Below are 22,796 nucleotides of genomic sequence, written 5' to 3' on the forward strand. Positions count from 1 at the left end.
AGTCGAATTCCTTAAACCTGTTCTACATCACGAGTTGCTGCATGGGCACTTACCTTTGCTTCAAACTCATGACGGAAATATTTTAATGCGCCCATCAGTGGCTCCATCGCACCAGGTGCGTGGGCACAGAAAGTCTTACCAATCCACAATTTTTTAGTAAGTTCAGATAGATGTTGAATATCCTCCATCTTCCCTTCACCATTTTCGAGTGCTTTCAGTGCTTTAACAGCCCACGGTAAACCATCACGACATGGTGTGCAGAAACCACAAGACTCACGCGCAAAGAATTCTTCTAGATTACGGGTCGCTGAAACCATACATTGCGTTTCATCTACCACCATCAACAAACATGTTCCTAAACGAGAACCTGCCTTCATAATGCTTTCAGCATCCATTGGCAAGTCAATATGTTCAGCAGCTAAGAAATCTGTTGATGCACCGCCCGGTAACCATGCTTTCAGTGTTAAACCATCACGCATACCACCCGCATGATCTTCAATTACTTCACGCGCTGTTGTACCAAATGGCAATTCCCAAAGCCCAGGGAACTTCACCTTACCTGATGCACCGTAAATTTTAGTTCCAGGATCTTTAGACTTGTGTGCAGACAAGTTGATGTACCATTCAGGTCCACGCAACATAATCGCAGGCAAGTTATTGTAGGTTTCAACGTTGTTAACAATCGTCGGACGACCCCATGCACCCGCAACTTGTGGGAATGGTGGTTTAGTACGCGGATTGGCACGGCGACCTTCAAGTGAGTTAATCAATGCGGTTTCTTCACCACAGATATAACGACCTGCACCTGTGTGAACATGCATTTCAAAGTTCCAGCCCGTACCGAGGATATTTTCACCTAAGTAACCTTTGGCACGGATTTGCTCTAATGCTTCATTTAAGTATTGAGCAGCTTCGATATATTCACCACGAATGAAGATATAACCATGCGTTGCTTCTAAGGTATAACCTGCAATCAACATCCCTTCGATCAATTGATGAGGAAGTTTTTCCATCAACAAACGGTCTTTGAAGGTACCTGGCTCCATTTCATCGGCATTACAGATCAAATAACGAGGACCAGAATTATCATTTGGCGCCATCAATGACCATTTAATACCCGCAGGGAAACCTGCACCACCACGACCTTTAACTGTCGCAGCTTTGATGATTTCAAGGACATCTTTTGGCGGCATGCTGAGTGCTTTTTTAAAGCCTGCATAACCCTCAAGTGCTTCGTAATCATCAGCATTGCGTACCGCATCTTGCTTACTCAAACGCCAAGTCAGCGGATGAGTTTCTGGATTACCGTCGCCATAAATTGGTTTTGGTTCAGTATTCATACATACTTCTCCAATAACTGTTTAACTGATGATACGTCCACTAAACCGTGAGTATCTTCATCAATCATTAACGTTGGACCTTTGTCACAATTGCCTAAACAGCAAATTGGGAGCAAGGTAAAACGACCATCTGCTGTAGTTTGTCCGTACTGGATACCCAACTCACGTTGAAACGCTTCTGCAAGCGTTTCCGCCCCCATCAAGAAGCAAGCAATTGAATCACACAATAAAATGACATGACGCCCAACAGGTTGGCGGTAGATACGATTATAGAACGTTGCTACACCTTCCAAATCTGCCACACTGATTGTCAATAATTGTGCAATTGCATTCATTTGTGCATCATCTACCCAACCGTTACGGCGTTGTACACACTTCAATGCATCCAATGAAGCTGCACGTGGGTATGGGTAATGACCAATGTGATGTTCAATTTCATGGATTTCATCCGCAGTCAAAATCCCTTCAACATTCACACGTGGTTTTTTATCAGTCAAAATCATCATAATCGTTTACCCCTAGCGATCCACGTCAGCCATAACCACGTCAATGGTCGCCAAATAAATGATCAAATCAGATACCAAGCTGCCGTTAATCACAGAAGGAATTTGCTGTAAGTGCGTGAACGTTGGTGTACGAATACGAGTACGGTAACTCATCGTCGACTTATCCGAAGTGAGATAATAGGTACTCGCACCTTTCACCACTTCAGTCATAAATGATGCTTCACCTGCAGGCATTACAGGACCCCATGACACACTCAAGAAGTGCGTAATCAAGGTTTCAATATCTTGTAATGTCTTATCTTTCGGTGGTGGAACAGCCAATGGATGATCCGCTTTATATGGACCAGAAGGCATGTTATCCAAGCACTGTTGAATGATTTTCAAAGACTCAGTGATTTCACGGAAATGTACCAATACACGTGCATATGCATCGCCTTCATATTCCACTGGAATATCAAAGTCGAAGTTTTCATAACCACTGTATGGGCGATATTTACGAACGTCAAAGTCAATACCCGTTGCACGTAAACCAGTACCTGTCACACCCCATGCCAATGCAGACTTCGCATCGTATTGTGCGACATTGCGAGTACGACCAATAAATACTGAGTTTTTAAATGCTGCTTTATAGTATTCATTTAAACGTTTCGGCATCCACTCCAACAGTTCTTTCACTAGCTTTTGCCAGTTATTTGGAAGGTCGTGTGCTGTACCTCCAATACGGAACCATGCTGGGTGCATACGGTAACCCGTAATCGCCTCAACGATGTCATAGACTTTTTGACGGTCAGCAAACATATAGAATACTGGGGTCATACCACCCGCATCCTGAATCGCTGTACCACAGTAAAGTAAGTGGTTATTGATACGGAATAATTCGTTCAACATGACACGAATGACTTGCGCACGCTCAGGTACTTTAATCCCAGCTAGCTGCTCAACAGCCATCACATATGGCATGTTTTGCGCACAACCACCTAAGTAGTCAACACGATCCGTATAAGGGATGAATGAATGCCAAGTTTGACGTTCAGCCATCTTTTCCACACCACGGTGGTGATAACCGATATCAGGCACACAGTCTTTGACTTCCTCACCGTCCAACTGTAAGACCACACGGAAAGCACCGTGTGCAGATGGATGGTTTGGACCTAAGTTCAAGAACATGAAGTCTTCATCCGCATTGCCGCGTGTTAGACCCCAGTCTTCTGGCACAAAGCGCAAGTGTTCTTGTTCGAAATCTTGCTTCGCTTGGTCTTGCATATACGGTGTATATTCAGTCGCACGCGCCGAATATTCTTTACGTAATGGATGACCTTCCCAATACGTTGGTAACAAGATACGACGGAGCATCGGATGCCCTTCGAAATTGATCCCAAACATATCGTAAGCTTCACGCTCGTACCAGTTGGCATTTGGCCAAATATTGGTTGCCGTTGGAATGTTTAAATCATTTTCATTCAGCGCAACTTTGATACGAATATCACTATTACGCTCCAGCGATAATAAGTGATAGAACACAGTGAAGTCAGATGGAGGCAAACCATCACGGTGAACACGTAAACGCTCATCCACCGCAGATAAGTCAAACAACATCACATAAGGACGTTCCACTTTACGGAGGAACATAAGGACTTCTTGCACGCGTGCGCGCTCAACCCAGACTGTTGGAAACTCTTCACAAGTCGCCTGCACGTAGAAGTTCTCACCAAATTTGGTTTTGAGCTCTTCTACAATTGCAAATGCTGGGCGTGAATCGACTTGAGTCGATTCTGGCATAGCAATGTCAGTTTCAGCCATTGGCTTGGCTTCCTATTTAATACAAATTCTGGCAATTCTTTTCGATGACCATATCCATCAGGGATATGTCAAAAGCTCATCGTTAAAATTATTTAATTTCATCCATAGAGCGTAAGTTTTTCACCGCAATACGTTCAGCATTTTTACGGTCACGTTCTGGCATCATCTTTGGCTTATACACAGGCTGAAGATCATCACCAATAACCGCTGAAAGTGGACGGCGCTCTAGTTGAATTTGGTCTTGAAGTAACATTAATGCTTGAATCAATGCTTCTGGACGTGGTGGGCAACCTGGGATGTACACATCAACAGGAATAATTTTGTCTACCCCTTGAACCACTGAATAGATGTCGTACATACCACCTGAGTTAGCACAAGCACCCATTGAAATCACCCACTTTGGTTCCAACATTTGTTCATACAAACGTTGAATAACAGGTGCCATTTTAACGAAGCAAGTCCCTGCAACAATCATCAAGTCAGCCTGACGTGGTGAAGCACGAATAACCTCAGCACCAAAGCGTGACAAGTCATGTACGCCTGTCAATGTCGTTGCATATTCAACGTAGCAGCATGATGTACCAAAGTTAAATGGCCATAATGAGTTTTTACGTCCCCAGTTCACTGCGGTATGCAACACATCTTCAAGACGTGTCATCATCACACTTTTATTCACTTCTTCCTCAAGTGGATCAGTGACGATTTGACGATCTTGTAATGGATATTGATCGGCATCCGGATTCGCACGGGTTAAAGTATATTTCATCCCGACTTACTCCTGTTCAAATGATGATGTAGTCGGTGTTTTAGATTTAACACGACCAGAAGACTGTGCTGGAATTTGACCAGTAGGATCAACAACTAACTCTTCGATATTATTGAATCGAGTAATGTCAGCGATATTCATATTCGGTGAACCAATTTTTGTTTTGATCCCTGCTGCCTTACGACGATCCGAAGGTGCCCAATTCAGTCCACCAGTTGAAAGTTCGTAAATCAAACCAATCAATAAAATCAAAATAAAAATTGCTGCAGTTGCAAAACCGACCCAACCGACTTCACGCACAGAAGTTGCCCACGCGTAGAGGTAAAGTGCTTCTAAATCAAAAACGACAAAGAAAATTGCAACTAAATAGAATTTGGCTGACAAGCGAATACGGGCACCACCCGCACTCACTACACCTGATTCAAACTGTTCTTGCTTGGCACGTCCCCATGCTTTACCCCCAAGGAGTAAAGGAACGGTCAGCATAAAAACGCAAAGAAATGTAACGCCGATCACGAAGGCAATAATCGCCCAATCGTATGGAGTAATGGCACTCATGCGGGGATAACTCCTGGCAGGCCTATTTTTAACAAAGAATGTATGTATTGGCCTTCAAATACACCAAACACAAAATTAATTCCGCCAATTGTACCTGATTTCTAATTTCTCATGCTAGTTGAAGCGCTTTAGTCTTTCGGATGATTTTGTCCTTAAATTTACAAATATATCCAATAACATGGTTAATTCACCCTCAAAAATCGAATTAACTAATCAAATAACAAAAGTTAATCATTTTTTTCTTTATCCATGCGCCAAAAACATTCGCGTATAGGCTGCTATGCGCAAAAATATTGCAGCATGAACTAAATCATTGCATTCTGATAAATTTATGAGGAAAATTTAAACAAAATTTATATAATAGCGCGACTCAATCTTCCTGATGGAACTGCGTCAGAATGCCTCAGCCCCAAGCAGCATTAAAACCACTCTCCCACTCTCAACTTTTCTTACTTTTTGCCGGGGTTATCTTTCTGTGCTGCCTATTCGGCATCGCTACGCGACACCTTACCTTTCTTGCTTCTTTTTGGCCTGCAAATTCTGTATTGCTCGGTTTATTAATGCGATTTCCACATACTCGCCATCCAATTAGTTTCATAGGCGCAATTGCTGGCTACCTTGTAGCAGATACGATCCAAGGTACACCACTTTTATTAAATGTTTGTTTAACATCTGCAAATTTATTATACGTTATCACTACACTGACTCTATATATACGATTCAATGCATTTATTCGCTCAATGCATCATGGCTACTTTTATTTGTTTTTATTCAGTTTTTGTTGTGTTGGAGGGCTCGCGAGCGCCCTATTTGCAGCAGTTTTACTCCCCTACTTAGATACACCATTTGCATTAGGATCATTTGGGGTAGACTTTGGTTATTGGTTTACATCAGAAATCCAAAATGCGGTACTCCTTTTACCCGCCCTTATCAGCATGCCGCATCTAACACCCCTCAAACAATGCTTAAAAGGTCTTAAAAGCACAACGATTCAAATGACTTTACCTTTGATTGCGGTCATCATTTCAATTGTAATTGCTTACTATGATGCTGGCCCTGGTTCACTCCTTTATCCCATAGCCCCATTAATCTGGTGTGCGCTTCGATACCAACATTTTTCTGTGACGATCATTAGCTCAATCAGTTGTGCTTTTATTATTTATCATGTGTCGCAAAATTATTTGTTGCTCTATCCCGACAATTATTTAAACAATACCATTTCAACACGTCTCGGTCTCATCATGATGACCATTGCCCCATTGACCGTTTCTAGTATTAACAAGGTCAGATCTAAACTCATTCAAGAACTACAACATACCATTGCCTATGATGACTTAACATCTAGCCTCACCCGACGCCAATTCCTACAATCTCTCCAACGATTACAAGAACAAGCCAAACGATCAGGGCATACAAGTGCTTTTTTTATGCTGGATATTGATCATTTTAAACATATCAATGATAACTATGGGCATCAAGTTGGAGATCGCGCCTTACAGCACTTTGTAAGAACGACTCAATCACTATTAAATCCTCAAGACCTACTTGGTCGCCTAGGTGGTGAAGAGTTTGCAATTTTCATATCCAATACCAATAAAGAAACGGCTTATCAACATGCTGAGAAAATTCGAAAACACATAAGCCAATCTCCTATCACAATAGAGCAATCACAAACTTTTTCGATTCAAACTAGCATTGGTATTTGTATCTGCACCCCAGAAAAAAACTATTCAACCGAACAATTATTCAAACATGCCGATGACGCGCTTTATCGTGCCAAGCGGCAAGGACGAAACCAAGTAGTCATTTCGACATAATCTGTTGCAATTCAGCAAAATACTTTAATTATCTTTATACACAGCTTTAGCAATAGATCGGTATTCTAAAGATAGACAAGAAGGAGAATAAATATGCAGCTAAAATTCGCACACGACTCAGATTATTTCTTTTTTTCACAACTCCTCATGCGCCATATTGAAAATTATGTTCGTAAGCATCCAGATGCAGATAATGCAATTTTTGATTTAAGGGACATTTACGACGTATTTAGAGAAGACTTTGCATCAACTACAACAAATCTTGAAGGTATTCTCAATATTGCTGATGCTTATCGGGTTGAGACTTTAAATGGAGATGAACGACTGATTCAAAATTATAAAATTGATGTAAAAAACAATTCTTTATTGATTGATTTCAATGTGGATGCATTACAGAGTCTAAGATCTGGTCACCCATTAATCGAACCAGATTCATCGCTACAAGAATAACAAACCTTGTTTGCACCGCTCTGAACTATTATTTTGCCAAAGCAAATCAAGCTTTGGCTCTTTGATATGTTTTTCAATTTTATTATTGATAAAAAGATAAGAGGCTATGTTCTCACAGCCCCCAATTTTATTATTTCTTTAATGTTTGCTTATACCTTTTCGCAGGCCAAGTCATAATAAATCGTGCTCCGCCTAAGTTTGGACTTTGATCCACTTCAATCTTCCCACCAAACCAATATGCAATACGACTTACAATAGACAAACCTAGACCATACCCTCCTGAAGCACGAGTACGACTATCATCGAGACGGGCAAAGGCCTCAAAAATTCGTGAACGATCTTCTTCTGGAATCCCTGGACCATCATCTTCCACACACACATAGGCTTGACCATCTGCACGAACACCACCACTGATGCGTACTTTGTTATCACAGTAACGTACTGCATTGCCCACAAGATTCTGCACCACACGATGTAAATAGCGACGCTCTGCATCGACTTTTAACACCAATGAAGGCGCGATCAACTCTATCTCTTTTTGAGTTTTCAGCGCTTCGGTTTCCATTGCAACTTGATCAAGCACTTCAACCAATACAATTTCTTCAAAATCTAAAGATGGTGTACCTTGCTCCAATTTGGCATAAGTCATGATTTCATCAATCAAGGTGTTCAACGCCTCAATATCTTTGTCAATCATATCAACCTGTTGAATACGATAATTATAATCATCTTCTTCAGCCAACATTTCCATACCAAAACGAATTCGCGCCACTGGTGTTCTGAGTTCATGCGAAACCGCACGCATCAACTCTCGCTGTGCTTCAATCAAACGCTGGATATGATCCGACATATTGTTATAGCTTGAAGCCAAATTTGCCATTTCATCGCTACCTTCAATCGGCACACGCAGTGACAAATCACCAGACTTCATTTTATTCAACGCATAGCGCACCTGACGAATTTTTCGTTCTAACGGCAAGATCAATCCATAAACACCCAAGCTCAACAAGAACAAACTGAACAAGGTAATTCCTGCTGAAAGCTGGAAAGGCATCCAATTGAACATTGGAACAGGCCCCAAAATCAGTACCTGTGCTGGATGATTTGGCATCGGAGAAACAATTGAGATCGTTGTACCTCGGATGGTCGCACTATCTTTGTACAGCAACACACTTTGATCTTGGCGTAGGCGCCCAATTTGTTCTGAATCCAGATTCACATCCCGAATATCCATAATTTCAATTGGATAGTAGAAATGCTGCTTGATTCGCTCCAAATATTCACTTTCTTGCCCTGGATAAAACATCAAATAATCCAAGACAAAAATTGGCAATGCCTTCATCTGACGTTCGCCGATCTTATCTACCTTGATATAAAGAAAATGCTGCGGATCATCTTTCAGTCCAATAATGATGTAACCAACACCATGATTCGCATCATACCGAACCACTGACTTTTGCTCAGCAATTCGCTTCTTCTCAGTTCGAGATAACTCAACTCGTGCTGCATCCACATAATAGATCGGCAACTCTAATAAATCAGAAGCATCAGAAATCCAATCTAATTTTTGCTGTTTTTCAGGTTGACGAGATACCCCCTCGCTAATGACGTAGGAAATACCATCTGTAAGAGACTCTCGATATTCCTGTGCACGTTGATAATTGATGATTTGTACTAGCAAATAACAAAATGCAGCAACCACAACCACCAATACAACCAACCCAGCATAAATTCTCAGGAATATGCTGTTTTTAAGTACTCGACTCACCATAAGGGATATGATTCCAAATTATTCAACAACTTCTCCTTCTCAAAAGAAGAAACCCTCCTTATCAAAAGGAGGGGCTGAATTTTACATCCCATTGGTTTCTTTAACGAATAAATAACCTTTACTACGTACAGTTTTAATACGTTTTGGGTTTTCAGGATCATCACCAATTTTTGGACGAATACGAGAAATACGAACGTCAATTGAACGATCTTGACCATCATATTCGATACCACGTAAACGCTCGAAGATATCTTCGCGAGATAGAATACGACCTGCATTTGATGCTAGTAGCCATAACAAATCATATTCTGCACTGGTAAAGTCAACCAACTCACCATGCAAAGTGACCGAACGACCACCATTATCAATTACTAAATCATCAAACTCGATGCGTTGAGCCACTTCATCTTCAACAGTTTTATCGGTACGACGTAATAAAGCACGGATACGAGCAAGTAGTACGCGTGGTTGAACAGGTTTAGCAACATAATCGTCTGCACCCATTTCTAAGCCAAGCACCTGATCCATATCTTCAGTACGTGCAGTCAACATCAAAATCGGTTGATGATAATGTGGGCGCACTTCACGACAAACGGTTAAACCATCCGCACCTGGTAACATTACATCCAATACGACTAAATCAGGCTGCTCACTGATAATACGACGGATTGCACGATTACCATCAGTTTCAACCCCAACTTCCAAACCGTTACGGATCAAATACTCTTGTGTTAAACGTGCTAAACGTTCGTCATCTTCAACGATTAAAATCTTCGGTAACTTTTCTTCTTGGCTCATTTATTTGCCCCTAATAATCTTACAGAAACATTGGTTTATGTTTTGCAATATACACACGTTTACATTGTAAACAAGTGGCCTTCACCAAACTGATACACGCATCTGCAGTTTTGTTATCTTTTTATTAAAATTATGAATTTTAATACCTTTTTCAGTTTCATATGCATTTTTCACACAGCATGAATATTGAGTATATTTTTTGTGCCAATGTTAAACAATTTGTTTCTTCCTTCATCAAACAAAATTTAAGTGTTTGTTTTTTGAGTTATCCACAGAGTTATCTATACGTCTTTTTAAATCGCTTTGTTATGCTATGTCCCTGTGAAATCAGCAGTTAAGACATGAAAAAAAATTTAGTAAAATGTCAAGGATTGATCTACTGATAAAAATCCCGTATCTTGTGTTGAAAACAAACTTTAACCACTAAGTATTGTGTTTATCCCTTAAATATCGTGGCATACTTTTTGCTCGATTCAAACGGTCTATGAACATAAAAAATAGATGATAATGGAGCTATGCTGACATGAGCATCATCACTTCTACTCCTGGCCAACTTCAGGTCATTAAACGCACCGGAGAGATTGCGACATTTAATGCCGAGAAAATTTCTGTTGCGATAGGGAAAGCATTTCTGGCAGTTGAAGGTCAACAAGGTGCAGACTCTAGTCGCATCCATGACCGTATTACGCAATTGACCGAAATGGTAATGAACACATTCAATCGTCGTTTACCTTCAGGCGGCACGATTCATATCGAAGAAATTCAAGACCAAGTTGAATTGGCTTTGATGCGTACTGGCGAACAAAAAGTTGCTCGTGCCTATGTAATTTATCGTGAACAACGTGCAAGTGCCCGTCAGCAAACTGGTGCAAATCATCACCCAACCCTGCAGATTACTGATGCCAAAGGACAGCTCCAACCTTTGGATCTCGATGCACTTACTGCGACAATTGAAACCGCAAGTGCAGGTCTAGAAGGGATTGATGTTCAAGCGATCGTGGATGAAACCGTTAAAAACTTATATAACGGCGTGAAAGAGAGTGATGTTGCAACCACCATGATGATGGCAACACGTACACGTATTGAGCAAGAACCAAACTATACCTATGTGACGGCACGTTTATTATGTAATGAACTGGTCAGCACTGGATTAGAGTTCTTGGGTCTACCAACTGACACTGTAGAAGGCGACGCATTAGAAACCTTCTTGAAAAAAGGGATCGAACTCGACCTTCTATCCCCTGACCTTCTGAATTTTGATCTTGCAAAATTGGCAGCAGCAATCCAGCCAGAACGCTCAAACCAATTTACCTATTTAGGTCTTCAAACTTTATTCGATCGTTACTTCATTCACTCAAATGGCGTACGTTTTGAATTGCCACAACTTTTCTTTATGCGTGTGTCGATGGGTCTTGCACTCAACGAAGAAAATAAAGAAGAGCGCGCAATCGAGTTCTATAACTTATTATCTAGCTTCGATTACATGGCATCTACGCCTACCCTATTTAACTCAGGTACATTACGTCCACAATTATCAAGCTGTTATTTAACAACAATTGGTGATGACCTGTATGACATTTATGGTGCGATGCGTGACAACGCAATGCTTTCTAAATGGGCGGGTGGTTTAGGTAATGACTGGACACCAGTACGTGCTTTGAACTCTTATATCAAAGGCACCAACGGTAAGTCTCAAGGTGTTGTACCATTCCTTAAAGTAGCGAATGATACCGCAGTTGCTGTTAACCAAGGTGGTAAACGTAAAGGTGCGGTTTGTGCGTACTTAGAAACTTGGCACTTGGACGTTGAAGAATTCCTAGAGCTACGTAAGAACACAGGTGATGACCGTCGTCGTACCCACGACATGAACACAGCAAACTGGGTTCCTGATTTATTCATGCAACGTGTATTTGAAGATGCTGAATGGACACTATTCACGCCTTCTGAAACACCAGACTTGCATGACTTAACAGGCGCTGAATTTGCTGAGCGTTATGCGCACTACGAAGCAGTCGCAAAAGAACAAAACATGCTCCACAAGAAAGTACGTGCGAAAGACTTATGGCGCAAGATGCTTTCGATGTTGTTTGAAACAGGTCACCCGTGGATCACATTCAAAGACGTATGTAACTTACGTTCACCACAACAACATGTGGGCGTGGTGCACTCATCAAACTTATGTACAGAAATCACGTTAAATACTAACCAAGATGAAATTGCGGTATGTAACTTAGGTTCAATCAACCTTGTACAACACGTTCAAGGTGGTGTGTTAGATCGTGAAAAGTTAGCACGTACGATTAAAACAGCAGTTCGTATGCTCGATAACGTGATCGACATTAACTACTACGCTGTACCACAAGCGAAAAACTCAAACCTGAAGCACCGCCCTGTCGGTATGGGCATCATGGGCTTCCAAGATGCACTATATGAAATGGGTATTGCTTACGGTTCGGATGCGGCAGTTGATTTTGCTGACGAATCAATGGAAGTGATCAGCTACTACGCGATTCAAACTTCAAGCGATCTTGCGCTTGAGCGTGGTGCTTACTCAACATTTAAAGGTTCATTGTGGGATCAAGGCATCCTACCAATCGACTCTTTAGAAATCGTTGCGAAATCACGTCCAGAACGTATGTTCGAAGTTGACCGTACCCAACGTTTAGACTGGGACACTTTACGTGCCAAAGTTCAAAAAGACGGTATGCGTAACTCAAATGTGATGGCGATCGCTCCAACTGCAACTATTTCAAACATTTGTGGTGTGTCTCAGTCGATTGAGCCGACATTCCAAAACTTGTATGTGAAATCTAACCTTTCTGGTGAATTCACTGTGATTAACCCATACCTTGTGCGTGCATTAAAAGAACGTGGTCTATGGGATACCGTGATGGTGAATGATCTGAAACACTTTGAAGGTTCAGTTCAGAAGATTGCGCGTATTCCTGAAGAATTAAAAGCGATCTTCGCGACAGCGTTTGAAGTTGATACACGCTGGATCGTCGATGCTGCATCACGTCGTCAAAAATGGATTGATCAAGCACAGTCACTTAACCTTTACATCGCTGGTGCGAACGGTAAGAAACTTGACATTACCTATAAGATGGCATGGTTACGTGGTCTTAAAACCACTTATTACCTCCGAGCGTTAGGTGCAACTTCTGCTGAGAAGTCAACCATCAATACAGGCGCACTCAATGCAGTAAAACCTGCATCAGTTGAAGCTCCTGTGGTTGCAGCTCAAGCAGTTGAAGACAAGAAACCAGAAGCTCAAGTTGAAGAGGATGGTTTCACTACTGCAGCTCCAGTGCCAATGGCATGTTCAATTGACAATCCAGACTGTGAGGCTTGTCAGTAATTTAATCTAATAATGAACCCTTCTTTATAATAAGAAGGGTTCAAAGATTAAAATATATTGAGGCAAAGAGTGGGATGAATATGACTCATAACTATATGTTGGGATTAGCTGTTCTGATCTTTGCCTTTATTTTCTTTTATATACCAATGGTCTATGCATTTTTAGCCATTCGTAAACAACAGCGTAAGCAAAATAAGTCTTAAGGGTTGTGAATTTCGATCATCAAGAAATTGAAGCTCAATCAGTAAAACTTAATTTTGCTTACACAATATAAACGTATATTACAGATGTCTTTGTTGAGAGATATCGATAACAGCTATATACAACGAAGAGAGAACGAAAATGTCTATCCTAAGTTGGGACGATTTTGAAGATGATACGCAAAAACCGACTACACCTGAACACAAGTCTGCGTCCCTCGACTCGCAAAAAACGGTTAATACGCAGATGGTACCTCCTACAGAGCCATCATCGCCGCGCGTGGCAGCTCCACAACCCGCTGGAACCAATACCAGCAGATCAACAAATCCAACCGATTCGTTGGCTCGAGCATCTGAAGCCTTAGAACATTTGGATGTTGCGCCTGGTTTAGAAGAGTTGGAAATGGGTGCTCAACGCGTACAAGTTGATGATAAAGCGATGATCAACTGTCGTGCGGACTTAAACCAACTTGTTCCATTTAAATATGAGTGGGCTTGGCAGAAGTATCTTGACGGGTGTGCAAACCACTGGATGCCGCAAGAAGTCAACATGAACCATGATATCGCGCTTTGGAAGTCAGAAAATGGCTTAACTGAAGATGAGCGTACCATCATCATGCGTTCTTTAGGTTTCTTCTCGACCGCAGATTCATTGGTTGCAAACAACTTAGTATTGGCAATCTATCGTCACATCACGAACCCTGAATGCCGCCAATACATCTTGCGTCAAGCATTTGAAGAAGCAATTCATACCCATGCATATCAATACTGTATTGAATCATTGGGCATGGATGAAGGTGAAGTCTTTAACATGTATCGTGAAGTTCCATCTGTTGCGCGTAAAGCAGCTTGGGGCTTGAAATATACACAGTCTTTGAGTGACCCTACTTTCCATACAGGCACGCCTGAGAACGATCAGATTTTACTTCGTAACTTGATCGCGTTCTATTGTGTACTTGAAGGCATCTTCTTCTACTGTGGTTTTACACAAATCTTGAGCATGGGTCGTCGTAACAAGATGAACGGTGTTGCTGAGCAATTCCAATACATCTTACGTGATGAATCAATGCACTTGAACTTTGGTATCGACATGATCAACCAGATCAAGATCGAGAACCCGCACTTGTGGACAGCGACTTTCCAACAAGAAGTGATTCAAATGATTCTTGAAGGTACGATGCTTGAGATCGAATATGCGCGTGACACGATGCCACGTGGTGTATTGGGTATGAATGCGAGCATGATGGAAGAATACTTGAAGTTCATCTGTAACCGTCGTTTAGCGCAACTTGGTTTACCTGAGCAGTTTGCTGGTGTGACCAATCCATTCCAGTGGATGTCAGAAATGATGGACTTGCGTAAAGAGAAGAATTTCTTCGAGACACGCGTAACTGACTATCAGACTGGTGGTGCGTTGAGCTGGTAAGCTAAATTAATATCGCTGAATGACAGTTGATGTGAGATTTTTGACACATATTTCGAGATTGTCACAGATTTCATCTACCACATTAATTCAAAAAAATAGAGCCTAATGGCTCTATTTTCTTATCCAAAATATTCAAATTAGATGTTACTCGGTATTCGAATTCCATCAAAACCATTTTAAAATAAAAGAAGGAATTAACTTAAATAATTAGAGAGATTAACAATAAATTAAAATGTATATTAACCTTAGTTTTAACAAGACTATTATTAATTCTAAAAACTATTATTCATTCAGTTTGAGTAAATAATTTCGCGCAGCAGCAATTAACTCTTTCATTATAAATTCACTTGAATGGCTTTCATTAAACTCATCTACATCACTACTTATTGCAACAAAAAACCCCTCATTATTAGTCAGATACTCCGCAAACAATAAATTAAATTTTTCCTGATTTTTTTCCTGATAGATGCTCATATCATAACCTAGAGACATTAAATTTGAATGAAAAAGATCTGCAACACTTGTTAGATTTTCTCTAGACTCCATTCTCTCATAATAAAGATAATCAATATTGACATAAGTTGATTCTTTATAATTCACAATAGATTTGTAAATTTTATCAAAAGGAATGAAATTAATTCGATTACTTTTTTTTGAACCTCTTGTATGCAAAGCTAATAATTTAGGTTCTCCATCGTCAATTGTTATTATTAAGCCTCCTGACATTCCGTTGGTATCTACATTAAGATAATTTTTTTTATCAAAGTAAAATACGTCCTTCTCTATATTTAGTTTCCCCACAACAACATCACGTTCAAGCTTAGTACTACTTGTAAATTTACTCTCATCAAAAGGTAAAGTATTATTATCACCTTCATAAAAATATGGATTTGACACCTCAGAAAAACCACTATCAAAAACTGGTAAATCTTTAAAAAAATGACTTAATTCTAAAATTTTTACATCTTCCAAAACCACACAACAATCAATACACTGCCACGGAAAAGGTTGAAAAAGCTCAACTAAAACAACATCTTCCACATCATAATTTTCATCTTTAGCAATAATCCCCCCAATATCCCAAATTCTCTTAGGATATAAAAAATGATTTGTATTATCAAAATTTCTAGAACTATGAGAAGTAATTCTAAAAGGAGAAGTATTTGGAAGCTTTTTATCCAAATAATCCTTTAAAACATGCTTTGCTGTAAGCAAAAAATACTTCAAACCTAGCTTTATTAAAATACCTGAACCATACGATGAAAAATAATTATCCTTAAAAGTATCTCTTTCATTCAAATCATAGTCGGTAGTAATATGAAAAACTCTTCTTGAAGATAGCAATAAGTTAAAAAACATATCAGTCTTGCTAAGATTCATTAAACCGCCTAAATAATTGTGCTTTTAATTAATTATAAAGTTTTAACTAAGTTAAAGTGGAACTATTGAATTCTGTTTCATCCACTTGTAACCATTTAATACTTCAGCTTTACCAAATCGATTCTTTTCTTCCGACCATGCATAAAAGTCTTTTAAAAGCTGCTCTTCTGTAACAGATAGCTTCTTCTCTAACAAGCGTAACCAACAAGCAAAAAGTGTTGCTACAATTTCGATATGATCAGACTTACTTGTTCTAAAAAGTCCTATTAAGTCATAAATTTCAGATACATCTTTAGCAAAATACTTATTAAATGCTGATCTATGATCATTACATCTACTGAGAGGTTTGTACTTTAAGTCTCGCTTAGGATCATAACTAAACCACTCACGATCTTTAAACTCTTTATCTAAATAACAAGCCATAACTGGATCATAGGGACCAGCGGCATGTTGTTTAAAATCAGCAGCTAAATCCATATGCTTTAACTGTTGGCATAAGTAGATCAATTTTTGTAACTTTAAATGACCAAAAGTTGGCTCTGTATGCAACTGAAACGTGATTTCTGCAGCTAAAGATAAAAGCTTCAAATCATCTTCAACACTTTCATCTGTAAATAAATCAATTTGGTCAGCACTTTTTTGATTCGACTGCTTCACAGCCTCAATTTTCTTTTCAAATTGAATAATACTGTCCGAGGCTTTAGACTCACTTTTCTCATCCGAATCACTCAAGGCATTAGCAACCAAACTATTCGCCAAGTGAAGTTTTATTTTCTGCAATTTACTTTGCAAAGTTTGAAAATTTTCAATGATAGAAAATAACTCGCTAACCTTTTTAACAATTTTAATTTGTCTATTTTTCGGAAATAAAGGCATTAAAATTGAACCAATATGCTTTTGATTTACTGTTTTTTGACCTGCTGTTGTAACAAAAAGTGATTCAATTTGAGAACGTATAAACTTCGATTTACTAATGATTGATAAATATTCGGAATCAATCCATGACTGGTTTAGACGCATACGAATAAAGTGGTCACAATAAATCGCACCTATATCATCACTACAAAAAGTAAAACTACCGACAATATCAGAGCTACCATTTACACGAGTAATCAAAATATCATTTTTAATTAATTGATATTTATTAATAGCATTTTCATCAATAATCAAATAACGCAGATCTGAGAGATCTATTTTGTTATTAGTTATATCTGCCAATCTTAAAACTGCAACACTAATACCATTGTTATCACCACGACTAGAATTACCATTTTGAAAAATTGGCAGTAATTGCTCTAATCGCACCCAATATGCATTATCAGATAACTCAAAGGGCTTTTCTTCATTAGTTATTTCAAGCAAAAACTTAGACTTCTTAATCTTTCCTTCTTTTACTAATTTCGCTTTCTCTTCAGCAATTTGTTTTAGCAACTCACTTGCAGGTTCATCATTGGAGTCTTGTTTTACCAACTTACCCATTACAGCTAACTGTAATATTGTTTGTTTTAGCTGTTCAATACTGTATTCAGTAGTAAATAACAGATCAAAAATTTCTGAAATACGTTGCCAATTCTGTTGGAACTCATCCGCATCAGACGAGTTAGTCAAAACATTTAACAACGTGTCAACTAATTGATCATGTGCATCTGAGCTTAGACTTTGCTTATCTTCAAGTTGATCACACAATTGCATAAGCTCATCGACTTTAGCAACAATACGTTTTTGTTCTTCAATAGGAGGCAAAGGTATTTTAGTCTGTAATACTGTTGAAGTATTTAATTCAATTTGATTTGTAGTACCCGTTGCTGAACTTTCTAAATCTGTTTGAATATAAGGGCTACGAATAACCAAATAGATGTAATCAGAGATGTTACCTAATGTTCTCACTACTGTAACATGGCTATCAGCTACAATAGCTTGATAGTCATTAATCTGAAAAAATAAGCTGGCACGACCAATAGTACCAGTTCCTGTAGAATTCCATAAAATATCTCCATCTTTTAGAAAACGGACTGGCTCATAATTTTCTAAACTTTTCGGATCAATAAATCTTGCTGGACTAATATCTAGACCATTCCAACGCACACATTTTTGTGAAATTACAATTTTATCTGACTTGTCTACATATTTAGGGCTTTTTCCCCTTTGAATATATGAGCTTAGATCCTGTAAATACAACCATTGCCAATTGCCAGGAATTGGAAATGGTGCTGTAATCGTAGGCAAAGACTTTTGTTTTTTTATTTCACCAACTAAGACTTTCTGATTTTTTTCATCAGTAATCTTCTCTATAAGTAGAGAAACTGGTTCATCTTTTATATTTTGCGGCAATAGCTTCCCACGAATTGCTAAATCTAAAATCAACTCACGAAGTTTCTGTACACCATAAATTGAATTACTAGAACCAGAACTGCGCCCACGCCCTGACTTTTTCTCAGTTTCAGCTGTTAACCAAATATCTAAATGCTCAGTAATGAGTTTTTTAACATTTGTCATTTTACTCACCCTAAACTATTGACCTAAAGCTTCATCTAAAATTGCTTTTAATTGCTGACGTATTTTAGCAACCTCAGCCTCAAGACTTTCATACTTAGCTAAAAGCTCTTTAGGGTCTTTTATATCCTCTTCAACCTGATGAGGATTTTTAATATCAAGGTTATAGCCACGATCAATAATATCTTGAAGTGAGACTTTCCATGCCTGTTCATTTTCTATACGGCTTGCAAAGCCATCACTTTCTTTACCCCACCATGCTTTTAAAGTATCGAACTCTTTAAGCTGAAGCGGTTTGGTTTTGTTATAGGCTTTTACACCTTGTGGCAATTGATGCTCATAAAACCATACATGTTCTGTTTTCTTACCTTTGCTAAAGAACAAAATATTAGTACTAATCGATGTATAAGGCGCAAATACAGACTTAGGTAAACGAATAATCGTATGAAGATTACAGTCTGCCATTAATTTTTCTTTAATCGCAGTTTTGATACCCTCTCCAAACATAAAGCCATCTGGTAATACTACTGCTGCACGACCATGAGCTTTTAAAAGCTGAATGATCAACACCATAAATAAATCGGCAGTTTCACGAGTCTGGAATTTTGAAGGAAAATTCTTTTCAATGCCTTGTTCTTCAGTACCACCAAATGGAGGGTTAGTCAGAACTACATCTACACGTTTATCTGTTCCCCATGAAATCAAAGGATACGATAAAGTATTGTCTCTACGGATTTGTACAGGTACATCAATACCATGCAAAATCATATTAGTTGTACATAGCAAATGCGGCAAAGGCTTCTTTTCTATTCCGTAAATACTATTTTGTAATATCTTTTCATCTTCAGCAGTTTGAACATAATTTTCGCGTTTATGTTCAATTGCAGAAGTAAGGAATCCACCAGTACCGCACGCAGGATCAAGCACAGATTCACTTAATTGAGGATCGATCATCTGTGCCATAAAAGTTGTGACTGCACGTGGAGTATAAAACTCACCAGAATTCTTCGCTGCTTGTAAATCACGTAATAACTGTTCGTAAATATCACCAAAGGCATGACGTTCTTTAGATTTATTAAAATCAAAGCCTTTTTGAATCTGATTAATGACTTTACGAATCAAACCACCAGATTTCATATAGTTATATGCATCAGCAAATACATTTTGCACGACACGAGCACGTGGATCATCATTTTCAACAGCTAGATTTTGTAATACTGGGAATAATTCATTGTCGATGAAATCTTTAAGCTCATCTCCTGTCATACCTTCATCATTCGCAGCCCAATTGCGCCAACGAAATTTTTCAGGAATCGGGGATTTAAAAGTTTTTCCTTCCAATAAAGCTAAAGTTGCCAGTTCATTTTCTCGATCATCAGCAACTTTCAGGAACAACATCCAAACCAACTGCCCAAGACGTTGTACGTCACCATCAACACCTACATCTTCACGCATAGTATCTTGGATGGATTTAATTGTTCCTGAGATGCTCATATGACAACTGCATTAAATTTAAAAAATTTGGCAGCAATTGTACCAATCAGGCTGTTAAGATGCATCATCATATAAGTGATCTTCCAATTCTTTTAAAGCATTTGTATACGCTTCAACCGACCCAAATGACTGAATAATTTCAATGATTGATCCCATTTGGTTAAACGGAGGAATTTGTAAAATCTTTACATCTTCAATTGGCTCAATACCTTGATCTGCATATTTATCTAGTAATGCATCTAATACCTGACGAGCCTGATCATTATATTTAGTGAAATAGTTACGTTTACGCACATTATTCGCACGTTCTTTTTTAGTTAATGCAGGCTGATCGAAAGCAATGTGGCAAATCATATCGAATGGATCAAAATCTTTGCCAACCTCATCCTCTAATGCTTCAAAAATTACACCCTGCTTTTTGAACTCATCAATTATGAGTGACTTCTTATCAGCGCCTTTCCATTTTCTTAAAAATGCATCTAAAGATTCATAGTCTTTTAAAATATGCTGACGAGTATAATCTTTCAGAGATTCAGTCACTAATTTTCCATCGTTATCATAAAACTGAACTCGCTCTCCAATCACATTAACAGCAACATCATTTACATAGAATTTTCTTGGTGGCTCGCCATCACCCCCACCAGTATCGTCACCATCAGAAGTACCACCTGTTGTTGAATCATCATCAGGATAATCTGTATCATCACCTTCATCTCCAATATCTGGCTCATCAGGTGGTACTACAGGTTCATCTGGTTTAGGCTCATAAATGACAACAGGTTCACCGTCAAAAGCTGGATCACTAAAAAGTTCTGTCGCCTTTTTGAAATCCATAATCGTAAACCAAGTTTTTCCAAACTCTTCATTGATACGTGTACCACGACCAATCATCTGTTTAAACTCAGTCATGGATTTAATATGCTGATCAAGCACAATCAATTTACACGTTTGTGAATCCACGCCTGTAGTCATCAGTTTAGACGTTGTTGCTATGACAGGATAACGTTCCTCAGGATTAATAAAGTTATCTAGTTCAGCTTTACCCTCTTTATCATCACCAGTAATACGCATGACAAATTTACGATTTTCTTTGATTCGTTCAGGGTTCAAATTAGCTAAAGCTTGTCGCATACGCTCTGCATGATCAATATCATCACAGAACACAATTGTCTTGGCGTAAGGATCAGTATTCACCAAAAACTCTGTAATTTTTTGAGCGACAAGTTCTGTACGCTTCTTTAAAACAAGCCCTTTATCCATATCTTTAAGGTTATATATGCGATCAGTAATTTCGTTGCCATGCTGATCCTTTTTGCCTTTTTCTGGTCGCCATCCTTGTAGGTCTTTATCTATATCGATACGCACAACTTTATAAGGTGCAAGGAAACCATCTTGAATCCCTTGTTTCAACGTATAGGTATAAACTGGATCACCAAAATAAGTAATGTTTGAAGTATCTTTGGTTTCTTTTGGAGTCGCTGTTAAACCAACATGGGTAGCTGAACTAAAGTATTCTAAAATTTCACGCCATGATGAATCTTCTTTAGCACTTCCACGATGACATTCATCAATCACAATTAAGTCAAAGAACTCAGGACTAAACTGCTTGTAGATGTTCTTTTCTTCTTCTGAACCAGTTACTGCTTGATAAAGAGAAAGATAAATCTCATAACTTTTATCAATCATACGATTTGATATTTTAGTCATGTGCTGACCAAAGGGTTTAAAATCTTTATTTTTAGTTTGGTCGACTAAAATATTCCGGTCTGCCAAAAATAAAATCCGTTTCTTTGCACCTGACTTCCATAAACGCCATATGATTTGAAAAGCTGTATAAGTTTTCCCCGTACCTGTTGCCATAACAAGTAAAATACGATTTTGCCCCCGAGCAATCGCTTCTATCGTTTTATTGATTGCATTAACTTGGTAGTAACGAGGAATATTTCCAGAACCATCATCATAGTAAGGATATTCAACGATTTTCTTCGATTCAGGGGTAGTCAAACCATTATATTGTTCATACAGTTTCCATAAACGTTCAGGAGAGGGAAACTCTTCCAATCCTAGTTCTTGTTCAACTTTTCCAAATAATCCCGTTTGGTCATGGAATAAGAAGCCATCACCATTACTTGAAAAAACAAAAGGTACTTGTAAGCAATCAGCATAGGCTAAAGCCTGCTGCATACCAGCCCCTAGACTATGATTATTATCTTTAGCTTCAATGATCGCTAAAGGAATATTTTTCTTGTAATAAAGAACATAATCAGCACGTTTACGCTCACCACGAGTATGTAGTTTTCCACGCACCATGATTTGACCATTGGTAAAAGTCACTTCTTCACGGATTTGATGTGCAGTCCATCCTGCTTGTTCTAAGGCAGGGTTGATAAATTTACTACATATATCTCGTTCAGATAGTTTCTTCTTATCCATTCTAAAGCCATATATTTGATCTTTATAATTAGAATAAAGAATTTTGCAAAGTTTTGATAGTTAATCAATAATCAATGCCTATGACAAAATAGATATTAACCAATATAAATATCAAACCATCAGTCTTTTACCGAATATTTATTATAAAAAATAGAGCCATCAGGCTCTATTTTTTTACGTCAACAATTGGATTCGAAGTTTGCAAG

At 38.7% G+C, this 22,796-nt stretch carries 16 protein-coding genes; 5 read left to right on the forward strand and 11 right to left on the reverse strand.

Annotated features, from left to right (window positions below):
* Positions 1-11 precede the first annotated feature (11 nt).
* The 5 genes from nuoF to ndhC form a co-directional block, all read right to left on the reverse strand.
* Positions 12-1,340 carry an NADH-quinone oxidoreductase subunit NuoF gene (gene nuoF / locus F2A31_RS12065; RefSeq protein ID WP_150026575.1) on the reverse strand — a complete coding sequence of 443 codons (1,329 nt, stop codon included), beginning with the start codon at positions 1,338-1,340 and terminating at the stop codon, positions 12-14.
* Positions 1,337-1,846 (reverse strand): NADH-quinone oxidoreductase subunit NuoE, encoded by a 510-nt coding sequence (nuoE, locus tag F2A31_RS12070; RefSeq protein WP_004638051.1) that lies wholly within the window; start codon positions 1,844-1,846, stop codon positions 1,337-1,339. Before nuoE ends, nuoF begins: the two co-directional genes overlap by 4 nt.
* Before the next feature lie 12 nt (positions 1,847-1,858).
* Complete coding sequence (gene nuoC / locus F2A31_RS12075) at positions 1,859-3,646, reverse strand: NADH-quinone oxidoreductase subunit C/D (RefSeq protein WP_150026576.1); 1,788 nt, start codon at positions 3,644-3,646, stop codon at positions 1,859-1,861.
* Between the two features lie 88 nt (positions 3,647-3,734).
* A complete protein-coding gene (locus F2A31_RS12080) occupies positions 3,735-4,412 on the reverse strand; it encodes a NuoB/complex I 20 kDa subunit family protein (RefSeq protein ID WP_004638049.1) in 678 nt (225 codons plus the stop codon).
* Positions 4,413-4,418: 6 nt separating this feature from the next.
* Complete coding sequence (gene ndhC / locus F2A31_RS12085) at positions 4,419-4,970, reverse strand: NADH-quinone oxidoreductase subunit A (protein WP_150026577.1); 552 nt, start codon at positions 4,968-4,970, stop codon at positions 4,419-4,421.
* A gap of 398 nt (positions 4,971-5,368) precedes the next feature.
* Between ndhC and F2A31_RS12090 the strand changes: the two genes are divergently transcribed.
* Together F2A31_RS12090 and F2A31_RS12095 are read left to right on the forward strand one after the other, a co-directional pair.
* Entirely contained in the window at positions 5,369-6,787 is a 1,419-nt protein-coding gene (locus F2A31_RS12090; protein WP_150026578.1) for a sensor domain-containing diguanylate cyclase, read from the forward strand.
* A 93-nt stretch (positions 6,788-6,880) separates the two neighbouring features.
* Positions 6,881-7,237 carry a hypothetical protein gene (locus tag F2A31_RS12095; protein WP_150026579.1) on the forward strand — a complete coding sequence of 119 codons (357 nt, stop codon included), beginning with the start codon at positions 6,881-6,883 and terminating at the stop codon, positions 7,235-7,237.
* A gap of 130 nt (positions 7,238-7,367) precedes the next feature.
* Here the strand turns inward: F2A31_RS12095 and bfmS are convergent, their stop codons facing one another.
* Positions 7,368-9,008, reverse strand: a complete 1,641-nt coding sequence (bfmS, locus tag F2A31_RS12100; protein WP_150026580.1) for a sensor histidine kinase BfmS — start codon at positions 9,006-9,008, stop codon at positions 7,368-7,370.
* An 81-nt stretch (positions 9,009-9,089) separates the two neighbouring features.
* Positions 9,090-9,806 (reverse strand): response regulator transcription factor BfmR, encoded by a 717-nt coding sequence (bfmR, locus tag F2A31_RS12105; RefSeq protein WP_005081325.1) that lies wholly within the window; start codon positions 9,804-9,806, stop codon positions 9,090-9,092.
* A gap of 523 nt (positions 9,807-10,329) precedes the next feature.
* On the opposite strand from bfmR, the gene F2A31_RS12110 reads away from it, so the two are divergent.
* From F2A31_RS12110 to F2A31_RS12120, 3 genes are all read left to right on the forward strand, one after another.
* On the forward strand, positions 10,330-13,164 hold the full coding sequence (locus F2A31_RS12110) for a ribonucleoside-diphosphate reductase subunit alpha (protein WP_150026581.1): 2,835 nt from the start codon (positions 10,330-10,332) through the stop codon (positions 13,162-13,164).
* Positions 13,165-13,238: 74 nt separating this feature from the next.
* Positions 13,239-13,367 carry a hypothetical protein gene (locus F2A31_RS12115; protein WP_005081321.1) on the forward strand — a complete coding sequence of 43 codons (129 nt, stop codon included), beginning with the start codon at positions 13,239-13,241 and terminating at the stop codon, positions 13,365-13,367.
* Between the two features lie 139 nt (positions 13,368-13,506).
* Complete coding sequence (locus F2A31_RS12120; RefSeq protein WP_004638040.1) at positions 13,507-14,790, forward strand: ribonucleotide-diphosphate reductase subunit beta; 1,284 nt, start codon at positions 13,507-13,509, stop codon at positions 14,788-14,790.
* A gap of 282 nt (positions 14,791-15,072) precedes the next feature.
* Here F2A31_RS12120 and F2A31_RS12125 read toward each other — a convergent pair whose 3' ends face one another.
* From F2A31_RS12125 to hsdR, 4 genes are read right to left on the reverse strand one after another with little or no spacing between them, the layout of a single operon-like run.
* Positions 15,073-16,170 (reverse strand): hypothetical protein, encoded by a 1,098-nt coding sequence (locus F2A31_RS12125; protein ID WP_150026582.1) that lies wholly within the window; start codon positions 16,168-16,170, stop codon positions 15,073-15,075.
* Positions 16,171-16,221: 51 nt separating this feature from the next.
* Complete coding sequence (locus tag F2A31_RS12130) at positions 16,222-18,666, reverse strand: restriction endonuclease subunit S (protein ID WP_150026583.1); 2,445 nt, start codon at positions 18,664-18,666, stop codon at positions 16,222-16,224.
* 15 nt (positions 18,667-18,681) lie between these two features.
* Positions 18,682-20,157, reverse strand: a complete 1,476-nt coding sequence (locus tag F2A31_RS12135; protein WP_150026584.1) for a type I restriction-modification system subunit M — start codon at positions 20,155-20,157, stop codon at positions 18,682-18,684.
* A gap of 54 nt (positions 20,158-20,211) precedes the next feature.
* Positions 20,212-22,590 (reverse strand): EcoAI/FtnUII family type I restriction enzme subunit R, encoded by a 2,379-nt coding sequence (gene hsdR / locus F2A31_RS12140; protein ID WP_150026585.1) that lies wholly within the window; start codon positions 22,588-22,590, stop codon positions 20,212-20,214.
* Positions 22,591-22,796: the final 206 nt, after the last annotated feature.

Source organism: Acinetobacter suaedae (genome assembly GCF_008630915.1).
Taxonomy (GTDB): Bacteria; Pseudomonadota; Gammaproteobacteria; order Pseudomonadales; family Moraxellaceae; genus Acinetobacter; species Acinetobacter suaedae.